The sequence below is a fragment of the Colwellia sp. MB3u-8 genome, assembly GCF_014076985.1.
Classification (GTDB): Bacteria; Pseudomonadota; Gammaproteobacteria; order Enterobacterales; family Alteromonadaceae; genus Cognaticolwellia.
The window spans coordinates 126,785-139,206 of the sequence record NZ_JACGVA010000069.1 but is presented as its reverse complement, the minus strand read 5'-3'; the positions used below and the strand labels follow the sequence as shown (position 1 = coordinate 139,206).

Annotated in this window: 13 protein-coding genes; 6 read left to right on the top strand and 7 right to left on the bottom strand. The window is 39.8% G+C overall.

Annotated elements, in window-relative coordinates; genetic code table 11:
* Nucleotides 1-69: 69 nt before the first annotated feature.
* Nucleotides 70-885, top strand: coding sequence for an agmatinase (gene speB / locus H4J54_RS15050; protein WP_182191817.1), 816 nt, complete (start codon nucleotides 70-72; stop codon nucleotides 883-885).
* Between the two features lie 154 nt (nucleotides 886-1,039).
* Here speB and H4J54_RS15045 read toward each other — a convergent pair whose 3' ends face one another.
* A complete protein-coding gene (locus H4J54_RS15045) occupies nucleotides 1,040-2,002 on the bottom strand; it encodes a DMT family transporter (RefSeq protein ID WP_182191816.1) in 963 nt (320 codons plus the stop codon).
* Nucleotides 2,003-2,389: 387 nt separating this feature from the next.
* On the opposite strand from H4J54_RS15045, the gene H4J54_RS15040 reads away from it, so the two are divergent.
* The 3 genes from H4J54_RS15040 to elbB are packed head-to-tail and all read left to right on the top strand — an operon-like array spanning nucleotide 2,390 to nucleotide 5,703.
* On the top strand, nucleotides 2,390-3,835 hold the full coding sequence (locus tag H4J54_RS15040) for a PLP-dependent aminotransferase family protein (RefSeq protein ID WP_182191815.1): 1,446 nt from the start codon (nucleotides 2,390-2,392) through the stop codon (nucleotides 3,833-3,835).
* A gap of 21 nt (nucleotides 3,836-3,856) precedes the next feature.
* On the top strand, nucleotides 3,857-5,050 hold the full coding sequence (locus tag H4J54_RS15035; protein ID WP_182191814.1) for a multidrug effflux MFS transporter: 1,194 nt from the start codon (nucleotides 3,857-3,859) through the stop codon (nucleotides 5,048-5,050).
* Nucleotides 5,047-5,703 carry an isoprenoid biosynthesis glyoxalase ElbB gene (gene elbB, locus H4J54_RS15030; protein ID WP_310650098.1) on the top strand — a complete coding sequence of 219 codons (657 nt, stop codon included), beginning with the start codon at nucleotides 5,047-5,049 and terminating at the stop codon, nucleotides 5,701-5,703. The genes H4J54_RS15035 and elbB overlap by 4 nt, the downstream gene beginning before the upstream one ends.
* A 65-nt stretch (nucleotides 5,704-5,768) precedes the next feature.
* On the opposite strand, the gene H4J54_RS15025 is transcribed toward elbB, so the two are convergent.
* The 6 genes from H4J54_RS15025 to cutA form a co-directional block, all read right to left on the bottom strand.
* Nucleotides 5,769-5,960: an oxidoreductase-like domain-containing protein gene (locus H4J54_RS15025; RefSeq protein ID WP_182191813.1), complete on the bottom strand. Its 192-nt coding sequence runs from the start codon at nucleotides 5,958-5,960 to the stop codon at nucleotides 5,769-5,771.
* A 123-nt stretch (nucleotides 5,961-6,083) separates the two neighbouring features.
* Entirely contained in the window at nucleotides 6,084-7,430 is a 1,347-nt protein-coding gene (gene accC, locus H4J54_RS15020; RefSeq protein WP_182191812.1) for an acetyl-CoA carboxylase biotin carboxylase subunit, read from the bottom strand.
* A gap of 23 nt (nucleotides 7,431-7,453) precedes the next feature.
* A complete protein-coding gene (gene accB / locus H4J54_RS15015) occupies nucleotides 7,454-7,906 on the bottom strand; it encodes an acetyl-CoA carboxylase biotin carboxyl carrier protein (protein WP_182191811.1) in 453 nt (150 codons plus the stop codon).
* An 85-nt stretch (nucleotides 7,907-7,991) separates the two neighbouring features.
* A complete protein-coding gene (gene aroQ / locus H4J54_RS15010) occupies nucleotides 7,992-8,447 on the bottom strand; it encodes a type II 3-dehydroquinate dehydratase (protein WP_182191810.1) in 456 nt (151 codons plus the stop codon).
* A 541-nt stretch (nucleotides 8,448-8,988) separates the two neighbouring features.
* Entirely contained in the window at nucleotides 8,989-10,878 is a 1,890-nt protein-coding gene (locus H4J54_RS15005; protein ID WP_182191809.1) for a protein-disulfide reductase DsbD, read from the bottom strand.
* Nucleotides 10,875-10,976, bottom strand: coding sequence for a divalent cation tolerance protein CutA (gene cutA, locus H4J54_RS15000; protein ID WP_220464177.1), 102 nt, complete (start codon nucleotides 10,974-10,976; stop codon nucleotides 10,875-10,877). The genes H4J54_RS15005 and cutA overlap by 4 nt, the downstream gene beginning before the upstream one ends.
* A gap of 446 nt (nucleotides 10,977-11,422) precedes the next feature.
* Here cutA and H4J54_RS14995 point away from each other — a divergent pair, with 446 nt between their 5' ends.
* Both H4J54_RS14995 and H4J54_RS14990 read left to right on the top strand, forming a co-directional pair.
* Nucleotides 11,423-11,950 carry an FxsA family protein gene (locus H4J54_RS14995; protein ID WP_182191808.1) on the top strand — a complete coding sequence of 176 codons (528 nt, stop codon included), beginning with the start codon at nucleotides 11,423-11,425 and terminating at the stop codon, nucleotides 11,948-11,950.
* A 118-nt stretch (nucleotides 11,951-12,068) separates the two neighbouring features.
* On the top strand, nucleotides 12,069-12,359 hold the full coding sequence (locus tag H4J54_RS14990) for a co-chaperone GroES (protein WP_182138150.1): 291 nt from the start codon (nucleotides 12,069-12,071) through the stop codon (nucleotides 12,357-12,359).
* Nucleotides 12,360-12,422: the final 63 nt, after the last annotated feature.

Below are 12,422 nucleotides of genomic sequence, written 5' to 3'. Positions count from 1 at the left end.
GTTCATCATAAAAGGCTGTTCACAAAAAGCTTATAAAAACCTCACAAAAATTTCATAAAAGGCAATAAAATGGCAGAAAACCCAGTAGGTAAAGTCGCATTGTTAGGCGTACCATTTGATGACAACTCTTCCTTCGAGCGCGGTGCTGCCTTGGCGCCAAATAAAATTCGCGAAGTGTTAAATCATGGTTCATTAAATGGTGCTACAGAATTAGGCGTGAACTTGCGCGAGTCAAAGCAATGGCTTGATGCCGGTGATGTCGACATAAAATCGTCAGATAACTTTATCGATAAAATTGAACAAGGTTGTGACCAGTTACTCGCACAAAACACCCGTTTATTAACCTTAGGTGGCGATCACAGTATTAGTTATCCCATCCTCAAAAGTTACCGAAAATTTTTTGATAAAATCACCATATTACACATTGATGCCCATTCTGACTTGTATGACTCTTTCAAAGGCAATCGCTACTCAAACGCTTGTCCTTTTGCCCGCGTGATGGAAGACGGTTTATGTGAGCGTTTAGTGCAGGTAGGTATACGGACATTAAATTTGCATCAAAATGAACAAATAGAAAAGTTTAAGGTTGAGTCATTAGAAATGCGCCATTGGCCTTTGGCCCAGCCGTTAGTATTTCAGCACCCAGTTTACCTATCACTTGATATTGATGGTATTGACCCCGCCTTTGCACCGGGCGTTTCACACCGAGAGCCGGGTGGCTTAACAAGTCGTGAAGTGATCCACCTTATCCATCAAATTAACACACCGCTGGTGGGCGCTGATATAGTCGAGTTTAATCCCAATAAAGATATTGATAATATGACCGCTCAGTTAGCGGCAAAGTTAGTGAAAGAGGTTGCAGGTAAAATGCTCATGGGTCTTTAATTTGACCTAGGAATTTACACTAGCAGAAGGTAGAACAGGGTAAGAAAAAACGGCGCTAAACCGGAAGGTGTTTAGCGCCGCGGTGCAATCGTACTTAGGGGTAAGTGAACTGTGCACAAAAAGTTGACCATTTGGAAAGTATTAGACCAGATTATCAGCTCTGTGTCTTCAGTTTTGTTTGCTTGATATCTGCTTTTTCTGCGCTATTTGTCTGTTTTTCTGTACAACTGTCATCCGATAACTGCTTTTTAGATCGCATGAGTACCACAAGGTTGCCGGCCAAAATAAATAATAAGCCCACGAAGGTATAGCTGGTCCACGCAAATCCTTCAACCAGAGTTGAAATGATCACCGCCACCGCTGGAAACATCACTGAAGCATAAGAAGCCTTATGTGCACCAATGCGGTTGAGTAATGTTAGGTAGCTAGCAAAGGCAATAACAGAGCCAAAAATGCTCAAATAAAGTAATGAACTGATATAAGAAAATGTATAGTCAAAGCTGAAGTTTTCCCCCTGAGCTATAGCGATTATCGCCATGAAAATAGCACCGTATGTCATGCCCCATGTCATCGCCGGTATTAGCGGCAGCTTTAGTTTTTGATTTCTCATTGACAGCATATTGCCAGTAGACGCGACTAAAGTGCCCAGAATGCAAAATCCTAAGCCTAATAGCGTTTCAGCGCCTAATTGTGTGTCACTTATTTGTGGCCAAAATAGTGTCACTATGCCCAATAATCCTAAGCTACCCCCTAAGTAGACTTGTTTAGTGATATGAGTGCCGTACCAAATGCGAGCATTGAAGACATTAAAAAACATGATCATTGAAAAGGCAATGCAGGTTAATGCTGAGTTGATGTGTTGCTGTGCGCTATAGAGTAAATAATAGTTAAAGCTAAATAAAGTGACGCCAAAAAGAAAGAATTGAAGATGGTGGCGCAAGGAAAATCTTAACCGCAAACCTTTAATTTTACAGTAGGTAAATAAAATAATAGCAGCCAAACCAAAGCGATAGACGATAGACGCTTCTGGGGCAACATGGCCTAATTGGTAATTAATCGCTATCCAGGTCGAGCCCCATATCAACACGGTAATTAAGTATAAAAATGTGTTGTTCATTAAAATCCCTTAGTCTGTTTGCAAGTAAAGCACTCGCGATAAAAATTTAAATTACTCAGCGCCATACGGTTAGTGATAACTGAGGCACTGTGTAGTGCTCGACATTATTTTTGTTCTTTGTGCTTATTGTTTTGTCGCTAAGTAGTAAAAGCTCAATACAACAAAGTGCTAAGGCATTATTCAATACTGTCTTATTCGATACTGTTTACCCGATATGCCATGTTGAACGGCTTTGTGAGTACTTTTAGTCACTTTAATTTTCAACCTCATCGCTAACATGAACAGGGCTTATGTTAAGCAAAGGGTTTGTTAGTGACGGATAGACATTTTACCGATTTTTTGTTTTAATAACATATACAAAAAAATGAAAATGTAACCTATACAGTTATGCGATTAGTTGACAAATCATCCCCCTACTTTTTATATCAACAAGTGATCGACTTTGTTGAATTTCAGCAACAAAGTGGCGCAATACGCCCAGGTGATAAATTACCAAGTTTACGTAAATTAAGTCGACAGTTTGAGATCAGCGTACCCACTGTCAAGCAGGCATACCTTGAACTTGAACGCCAAGGTAGTATTTCTGCTCGGCCACAGTCGGGCTACTATTTAAAAGCTAAACAAGCACGTACTTTATTACCCATGCGGGCAATATGGGCGAGTTGTGAGCCGGCAGAAATATCATGCCGGAGTTTAATTGAGCAAGTTTATGACGCTGTGCATATGCCTGACTCAGTGGCATTAGGCATTTCTAATCCTGTTAATGCGCATCCGCCAGATAAAACCCTAGCGAGGTTGATGCGATCAGTGCTGAGTCGAGTGTCTGAAAAAACGGTGAGTTATGGGCCGATTAATGGCGATCCTAAACTACGTTTGAATTTAGCCTTTCGTTATCAAGAGCAGGGTGTTTCGGTTAATCACGAAGACTTAATTATTACCAATGGCGCACAAGAAGCCTTGTCTATTGCCCTGCAATGTGTGGCTGAACGCGGTGATATTATCGCGGTTGAATCACCTTGCTACTTTGGGCTTATCGAACTTATTGAAAGTTTGGGTATGAAGGCTTTAGAGGTTTACACCTGCACTGAAGACGGTGTTTGTGTTGTAGAATTAGCCAAGGTTATTAAACAACATTCAGTGAAAGCCTGCTTGTTTTCAAGCGCCATTAGTAACCCGCTAGGGTCAATGATGACCGATAAGCAACGACAAGCTATGGTCAAGTTACTGGAAAAAAACGACATCGTCTTAATTGAGGACGAAGTCTACAGCGATTTGTATTTTACTGAGCACCGGCCGGTGTCTGCACAGTTATACTCAGAAAAAGGCTTAGTATTAACCTGTTCATCTTTTTCAAAAACAGCGGCTCCAGGTTATCGAGTCGGTTGGCTGTTAGCCGGTAAGTTTGAAGAAAAAGCTAAGCGTATTAAAAGGGCCCAATCATGCTCTACGTCAATGTTGCAACAATGGACATTAAGCGATTACTTAATGAGTGGTGAGTATGACCGGCACCTGCAGGTACTGAGAAAAACTCTGCGTTATAACTGTGAGCGCATGCGGGCGCTAATTGCCGAGCATTTTCCTGAGCAAGTGTGTATTTCAAAACCCAAGGGTGGCAGCGTTTTATGGGTACGTTGTCGTTCACATGTTGATACCAGCCAGTTTTTTAAACAAGCGATTGCACAAGGCGTAAATTTTGCGCCCGGAGAGGTTTTTTCACCCTCTGGAAAGTATAAAAACTATATGCGTATTAGCTATGGCGTACAATGGAGCGAAAAAATTGACCAAGCAATTCAAGTGCTGGGTCAATTAGTGTATGACTACCCTGAATCTTAAAAACACAAGGAAATAAGCGCAGTGACAGAGTACCGCACAAAAATATCATTAAGATTAATATTACCCTTATTAGCTGCTATTATCGCGGTATCTCCTTTGGCCATTGATATGTATCTTCCTGGCATGCCTGAGCTTACTCAATATTTTTCAACAAAAATGCCCTTGGTGCAAAATAGCTTAAGTATTTATTTATTGGGTTATTCGGTTGGCCTGTTAGTGTTTGGTCCGATGGCGGATAAGCATGCTCGTCGCAGATTAGTCATGATAGGTTTATTGGGTTTTTTATTAACCACAGTGGCATTAACATTTGCACAAAATATTGAACAATTTATAGCCTTACGTTTCTTTCAAGCATTTATGAGTGCAGCAGCCACAGTAGTTGTGCCCGGTATTATTCGACAGCTTTATGGTAAAGACACCGCGAAAGGACTGTCTTATGTCAGTATGATCATGATGTTGGCGCCCATGATAGCACCCAGTATTGGCAGCGTATTACTACTGCACAGTTGGCAAATGATTTTTTATGTTTTGGCGGGTTATGCTTTTATTGTTTTTGTTTGCAGTTTTTATTATTTACCCGATGTTAAAACGGTTAAATCGGCCATCACCTATAGTGCCGTTGAGCGTTATAAAATTGTTTTTAGTAACCGTGCCGCTCGTTTTGATTTATTGACCGTTATGATGGCATCACTGGCCTTCTTCAGTTATATAACCGCCATTTCATTTGTTTATTTGACCGTATTTAAGGTCTCTGAAATTGAGTTTAGTTTGCTATTTGCGTTGAATATTTTTGCTTTAATGACCGCGCACTTTATGAACACACGACTGGTGGGTAAGTTTGGATCTAGAAAAATGTTACTTTTTGGTGTTGTACTGGCCGTTGTGGCGGTAACAAGTTTATTGCTGGCCAGTATATTTTCTTTATCGCTATATTATTATGTTGTGGCTATTTTGCCGTTAATGGGGAGTTTATCGATGATTTCGGTTAATGCTGACGCCTTAATTTTACAAGAGTTTGCTGAACACGCTGGTACAGCAACCGCGGTAAATGGTACTTTGCGTTTTGGTATTGGCGCCCTAGCGGGTCCTATTTTAGCGATATTTTATAATGGCAGTACCTTACCCTTTGCCCTTTTAATGGCGGGGGCAGTCTATCTCGTGGTGATCTGTCAATTAATACAAAGTAAGCTCAATGTAGCTACGGAGGAAATGTGAAAAATATAGCCATAATGTTATCAGGTTGTGGGGTCTACGACGGTTCTGAAATTCATGAGGCAGTGTTAACTCTGCTGGCCATTGAACAAGCGGGCGCTAAATATCGCTGCTTTGCGCCAAATATTAATCAACATCATGTGATTAATCATTTAACCGGTGAAGTGATGGCGAAAGAGCAACGCAATGTACTGGTAGAGTCTGCGCGTATTGCTCGCGGTGATGTTGAAGACTTAACCGAATTTTATATCGATGAGTTTGATGCCTTAATCGTACCCGGTGGTTTTGGCGCGGCAAAAAATTTATCTGACTTTGCTATTAACGCTGAAGCCTTTAAAGTGAATGAACAAGTAATGGCCGTATGCCAAGCATTTGTAAAGGCCAATAAGCCAGCAGGCTATATGTGTATAGCGCCGGTGATGATCCCACTCATTTATGGTGAAAATGCTCAAGCAACCATAGGTCATGATGTTGGCATTGCAAAAGCCTTAATCGATGTGGGCTTAGCGCACCGAGATTGTGCGGTTGATGATATCGTTGTCGATACTAGTCGTAAGCTGGTTTCTACACCGGCCTATATGTTGGCAACAACGTTAACTGAAGCGGCTAGTGGTATTAATAAGCTGGTGGCAAAAGTGATCAAGTTGATGGATTAAAGCCCATTGAAAAGCGAGTGTTTGCATTGAAAGCCTAAGTAGAACGAGGGTTGTATCTTTAGTCGCTAATCTTCATTTGATGGGATTTTATGCGCTTCAGCAGCTTTTAATGCGACTTGTTCTTTTAATACGACTTGTTGTAAACGCCATTTTTTTCGTTCAGCGTAGTAATAATCCCATACACAAGGGTTACATGCACCACCGCCACAGCAGTCATCGTCAGCGGGGGGTAAAGGTTTTGCGAGTAATTCAGTCATAACGGTTACCTCTTTTTGCTATTAATAAAAAATCATTATAAATAAAAAAAGCTCTGCATGCAGAGCTTTTTTAGACCAAGCTATAAATATAGCGCTAAGTATTATCTATTATGTCATTGGCTATTATTCTAATGCAGCCAGTTTCTTTTCAAGATAGTGAATATTAGCACCACCATCAATAAAACCTTGGTCACTTAGAATGTCTTGATGCAAGGCGATATTGGTTTTAATACCATCAATAATTAATTCACTTAATGCGTTACGCATACGCGCTATAGCAACCTCACGACTATCACCCCAAGTGATCAACTTACCGATCATTGAGTCATAATTCGGTGGCACTGAATAATCAGCATAAATATGAGAATCCCAACGTACACCTAAGCCACCTGGAGAATGAAAACGAGTGATCTTTCCTGGTGATGGCACGAAGGTGCGTGGATCTTCCGCATTAATTCGACATTCAATTGAATGGCCGGATATTTTAATGTCGTCTTGCGTATAAGATAGTGGTTGACCTGCGGCAACACGAAGCTGCTCTTTGATCAAATCAACACCCGTGACCATTTCAGTTACCGGATGCTCAACTTGAATACGGGTATTCATTTCAATGAAATAGAATTCGCCGTTTTCGTATAAGAATTCAAAGGTACCAGCACCACGATAGTTTATTTCGATACAGGCATTACAGCAGCGTTGGCCAATTTTTGCCCGAAGTTCAGCTGAAATACCTGGCGCAGGCGCTTCTTCAACCACTTTTTGGTGACGACGTTGCATTGAACAGTCACGCTCACCTAAATGAATGGCAGCACCTTGACCATCAGCCATAATTTGAATTTCAACATGACGTGGGTTTTCTAGGAATTTCTCCATGTAAACTACGTCATTATTGAAGGTAGCTCGTGCTTCTGATTTAGTCAGTTGAATAAACTCAATTAAATCTTCTTCACGGCGAACAACACGCATACCGCGACCACCACCACCACCAGAGGCTTTGATGATAACCGGATAGCCAATACGTCTACCGTGCGCTAAATTTGCTTCAACATCTGCAGTCAATGGACCATCAGAGCCAGGTACACAAGGTACGCCAGCCGCTTTCATCGCTTTAATGGCTGAAACTTTATCGCCCATTAAACGGATACTTTCCGCCTTAGGTCCAATAAAGGCAAAACCTGATTTTTCTACTTGTTCAGCAAAATCAGCATTTTCAGCAAGGAAACCATAGCCAGGGTGAATCGCTACAGCGTCAGTAACCTCTGCGGCCGTAATAATGGCTGGAATATTTAAATAACTATCCATTGCCGCAGGTTTGCCAATACAAATGGTTTCGTCCGCTAACAATACATGCTTAAGGCTTTTATCGGCCGTTGAGTGCACAGCAACCGTTTTAATGCCAAGCTCTTTACAAGCGCGTAATATTCTTAAGGCAATTTCGCCGCGATTGGCGATAACAACTTTATCTAACATGAAAATCCCCTTAAAGGTTGGGCTTATTCAATGATGAATAGCGGTTGATCAAATTCAATAGCGTCTTCGTTTACCGCTAAAATTTGTTTGATGACACCTGATTTATCAGCTTCAATTTGGTTCATCATTTTCATCGCTTCAAGGATGCATAGTGTATCGCCAGAATTAACATGCTGACCAACAGCAGCGAATGCAGGTGCATCAGGCGAAGCTGCTGAATAGAAAGTACCGACCATTGGAGAGCGCACAATATGTCCGGTTATTACTGGAGCAGCCGCTTCCGCTGCAACAGCCGGAGCAGGTGCAGGTGCTGCAAGTGGTGCTTGAGCTGGCGCTGCATGCATCATAGGAGCTGCTTGCATAATGGTGGCACCACGGCTAATGCGCACTGATTCTTCGCCTTCAGAAATTTCTAATTCGTTGATACCTGACTCTTCAACCAATTCAATTAATTTTTTAATTTTACGAATATCCATTGGAATACCTTTTTATATCATTATTAAATTTATGTGTGTAAAACTTAAATGAATATCATCATTTAAGTGCTTATTTATTAAGTGCTTATTTTTTGTTTTTTTCTAACCAATCTGTTGCAGCAGCTAAAGCATATTCATAGCCATTAGCGCCTAAACCGCTAATAACGCCGATAGCAATATCTGATAAATAGGAATGTTGTCTGAACGGCTCACGCGCATGTACGTTTGATAAATGGACTTCAATAAAAGGTATACTAACCGATAATAAGGCATCTCTAAGCGCAACGCTGGTATGCGTGAAGGCTGCTGGGTTTATAATAATAAAGTCTATTTTTTCGAAACTGGCATGAATTTCGTCAAGCAAAATATGTTCAGCATTTGACTGTTTATGACTTAACTGCACATTAGCCTTAATGGCGATGTGAGCTAAATTGGCCATAATATCAGTTAACGATAACGAACCATAAATAGTAGGCTCACGTTTGCCTAACATATTTAAGTTAGGACCATTTAGGACTAAAATGTTAAACTTTGTAGTCATCTTCGGTAAAAACACCCTGATTATTATATAATAGTAACATCATGTCATATTTAACTATGTGATTAAATTAAATTTGGCTTAAATGGTAAATTAATCTCATTTGACGATTATTATAGTGTTTTCGCAGAATATAGCAGCAAAATACTGGTCTTATCACTTGGGGTGGCTATTAAATGATTGATTTTAGGTCAGTTATCATAAAACCAGCACACTAAATAGGGTGCTATTTTTAATTAATCTATTGATTTATCAAGTTTATTTAAAAATTAATTCAGCAGTTAGCTGTTGTTTTTTGGTCTGCTGTTAAATACCAGGATGAAATGATTAACGGCTTATTTTTTTAAATGGCTACCGTAATTTTGTTTTTTAGTTCATCAGCAGCAGTCATTAATATTATTTTAAATATAACGGCAGATACAAGGTCGTTATTTGTTAACCCGCTGTGGGCTATTTTCCTACATGGCAGGTTTATTAGCAAAATTCGTATTGCAACAATAAAAAAAAGCGCCTTGGAGCGCTTTTTTGTTGCTATCTTTATAAGTTAGGGTCTGAATGTTTTATCGACATGTGCTGAAAATTCATCAGCTTCCATAAAGCCGGTAACTCTGCGTTGTGATAATTCATTACCTGTTAAATCAAAGAATAAAATTGATGGTAAACCAAAGATTTCAAACTTGGACATTAACTCAACACTGTCTTTTGAACCTGTGTCGGTCAAATCTATTTGTAGTAATACTGTGTCTGCAAGCGCTTTTTGCACCTTGGCTTCAAAGAAAGTGTACTCTTCAAATTCTTTACATGCGACACACCAGTCAGCATAAAGATCAACCATTACGGTTTTTCCTTGTGCATTAGCGGTTGCAATCGCTTGATTCATTTCTGTTAAATTCTTTACATGCTCAAAGCCACGGTGTTCGGTTTGTGGTGAGACCAAAACATTGTTGGTGACAGGATAAACCAGTTGGTAGGCTTTATTGGCGCCGATAAAGAAAACTAAAAAGATTAAGATACTACGTAAACCAAAACCAAAGGTTTTAGCAGAGGCTTGATTGACAGTATAAAAGTAACCAGCAGTGGCTAAAATAAGCAGCACCCAAAGTATATCTATCACTATCAGTGGTAAGAAGCGCTCAAGCAAAAATATTGGCACGGCTAGCAGCAATAAGCCAAAAATATTCTTAATTACGTTCATCCAGTTGCCCGCTTTAGGTAGTAACTTACCACCCGAGCTGCCTAATACCAGTAAGGGTAAACCCATACCTAAACTGAGCGCATAAAGTGCTGACGCACCGAGTAATATGTCACCTGATTGGGAAATATATAACAGTGCACCAGTTAAGGGGGCAGTGGTGCAAGGAGAGGCAACTAAACCGGAAATGGCGCCCATCACGAGCACACCAAAATAAGAGCCACCTTTTTGATTACTACTTAGCTGATTTAGCTTGTTTTGCCAACTACTGGGTAGGGCTAGATTAAAGGTACCAAACATAGAAAGTGCTAAGAAAATAAATAATAAACTTAAGGCAACAAGTACGATAGGGTGCTGAAACATTGCTTGAAATTGTGCACCGGCAATCGCTACCACAATCCCAAGTAAAGTATAAGTAACCGCCATCCCTTGTACATAAGCAAAAGATAAGGCAAAGGCTCTTTTAGTTGATAATTTATCACCTTGACCGACAATAATACCTGTTAAAATTGGGTACATAGGGAAAACACAAGGTGTAAAAGACAAGAGTAAGCCACCAACAAAAAATGCCACGAGTGTTAACCACACACTATCACTTTTTAGCATGTCAGCTAATTGGTGCTGCTCGCTGCTATTGGCATTATTACTTTGAATTTGGTTACTTTGACTATTGGTATTGCTTGTAGAGCTAGCTGATGGTGTATTAATTTCATCTTCGCTATTAGACCCCAGTGCAGACAAAATATTTTTAGCGTTGTTGGTAGACGTTGCTATTTGTTTAACTTCACTTACCTCAACCGTTTGCTTGGTCGGTGGATAACATAAGCCTTTTTTGGCGCAGCCTTGATAGCGAATAGTGACATTGGCATCACTTTGAGCTTGTGTAATATCTATGGTAAAAGCGAGTTGGCCAGTAAAAATTTGTTGAACACCAAAAAACTCATCTTTATGGCGCTCACCTTGAGGTAAGTTGACGGGCACAATAGTGGCGTTTTCACTGGTAAATTTAAACTGGTGACGATACAAATAATAACCATCAGCAATATTAAAACTGACTTCTAATTTGTTTTTTTGTTGGTGAAAGTCAAAAATGAAAGCGTCATCAACTTTTAAAAACTCATTGTCATTACTAAAGAGTGATGCAGACGTATTAAAAATTGACTCTTGGGCATTTGCTAAGGGTGTTGTAGCAAAACATAAGCTGGTAAGTATTAACCAAAAAACAGTAACAATTTTTTTCATAACCGATATTTTAAAAACTCGTTGATCCAGTTTAAATATTGATGATCACCTTGCTGGATGTTCAAGGCGATAACTTCAGGAGTCTCGTATAGGTGCAATGGCTTAATTATCTCATTAAGTCAATCAAAACCTGCTCACTTATTTTGTTAAATAGTGCCACTTCTGCTCTACTATGTACACTTTCTTACCGGCGAAAAAGCGATATAATATTCGCTAAACATTGGGCCAACCGGCGATATATTTACCCATCAAGTTTCAGTAATGCCTTAACGCTATAACCATGCATAGACATCATGATATTTGTTATATTGAAGCTAAAAGTAAAGCTAAATTCTTGAAAAAAAACGGTCAGAAAACTCATGTTTGCTACATTAGTCAATAACAAGTGTAGGGGGCAGTTTACGCTGATCTTTTTCAATCAGTAAGTATCAAGCCTAGGTTTGTATAAAACTTAATGATATTGAGCATAGCTAAAAAGATAGCTCGCTTGAAAAAGACCTGTTAACCCCCATATTAGTTTCATTAAAGATTATTAGGCACTGCTATGTTTCGGCTTTTATTTGTACTTTTTATTATTATTCCGATTATTGAAATTTTTGTTTTGATGCAGGTTGGCGCTGTTTTAGGCGTTTGGCCAACCATTGGCATGGTAATATTCACCGCGTGGTTGGGGGCAAAATATGTCCGACAACAAGGCATTTCAACCTTAAATTCGGTACAAACAAAAATGGCGCAAGGGCAAATGCCGTCAGATGAAATTGTTACGGCTTTAATGCTGTTGGTAGCGGGCGTATTGTTGGTAACCCCGGGTTTTGTGACTGACTTTCTGGGTTTGAGTTTATTGATCCCTGCGGTTCGTCATACCATTGCCGGTAGCGTTATGTCGCATATCTCCAGTAATAACACCAGCCAGCAAGGTTTTCAGTTTCATAGTCACAGCCATGGCCAGAACCAAAACCAGAGTCAAAACCAAGATGATTTTTCCAAACAACCCGAAAGCCCGTTTCAAGAAAACCTTCAGCCACCACATGAAGGTCAAACTTTGGATGGTGAATTTGAGCGCAAAGATTAAAAAAAGATCGAGAGGGACTTGTGAAGTTTTATTTAATCCCCATCTTACTTCTACAAGCAAATAGCACCAAAATTTTAGTCCATTATTTTTATAAAATAAAACTTTTCTGGAGAACAAAATGAGTATTCGTCCATTACACGATCGTGTGATTATCAAACGTAAAGAAGTAGAATCAAAGTCTGCTGGCGGTATTGTATTAACGGGTAGTGCTGCCGAAAAGTCAACACGTGGTGAAGTCATTGCGGTAGGCAAAGGCAGAATGCTAGAAAATGGTGACGTGCGGGCCTTAGATGTAAAAATTGGCGACCAAGTTATCTTCAGTGAAGGCTACGGAACAAAAACTGAAAAAATTGATGGTGAAGAAGTGCTTATATTGTCAGAGACTGACATTTTAGCCATCGTCGAATAATTATTAATTTTTACCTATTATATTGTACTGATTAAGTTTGGTACAAATACAGTTTACAAGGAA

Excerpts from the sequence above, each read along its gene's own strand:
- speB (WP_182191817.1), top strand. The coding sequence starts at position 70 with ATGGCAGAAAACCCAGTAGGTAAAGTCGCATTGTTAGGCGTACCATTT.
- H4J54_RS15045 (WP_182191816.1), bottom strand. The coding sequence starts at position 2,002 with ATGAACAACACATTTTTATACTTAATTACCGTGTTGATATGGGGCTCG.
- H4J54_RS15040 (WP_182191815.1), top strand. The coding sequence starts at position 2,390 with ATGCGATTAGTTGACAAATCATCCCCCTACTTTTTATATCAACAAGTG.
- H4J54_RS15025 (WP_182191813.1), bottom strand. The coding sequence starts at position 5,960 with ATGACTGAATTACTCGCAAAACCTTTACCCCCCGCTGACGATGACTGC.
- accC (WP_182191812.1), bottom strand. The coding sequence starts at position 7,430 with ATGTTAGATAAAGTTGTTATCGCCAATCGCGGCGAAATTGCCTTAAGA.
- accB (WP_182191811.1), bottom strand. The coding sequence starts at position 7,906 with ATGGATATTCGTAAAATTAAAAAATTAATTGAATTGGTTGAAGAGTCA.
- aroQ (WP_182191810.1), bottom strand. The coding sequence starts at position 8,447 with ATGACTACAAAGTTTAACATTTTAGTCCTAAATGGTCCTAACTTAAAT.
- H4J54_RS15005 (WP_182191809.1), bottom strand. The coding sequence starts at position 10,878 with ATGAAAAAAATTGTTACTGTTTTTTGGTTAATACTTACCAGCTTATGT.
- H4J54_RS14995 (WP_182191808.1), top strand. The coding sequence starts at position 11,423 with ATGTTTCGGCTTTTATTTGTACTTTTTATTATTATTCCGATTATTGAA.
- H4J54_RS14990 (WP_182138150.1), top strand. The coding sequence starts at position 12,069 with ATGAGTATTCGTCCATTACACGATCGTGTGATTATCAAACGTAAAGAA.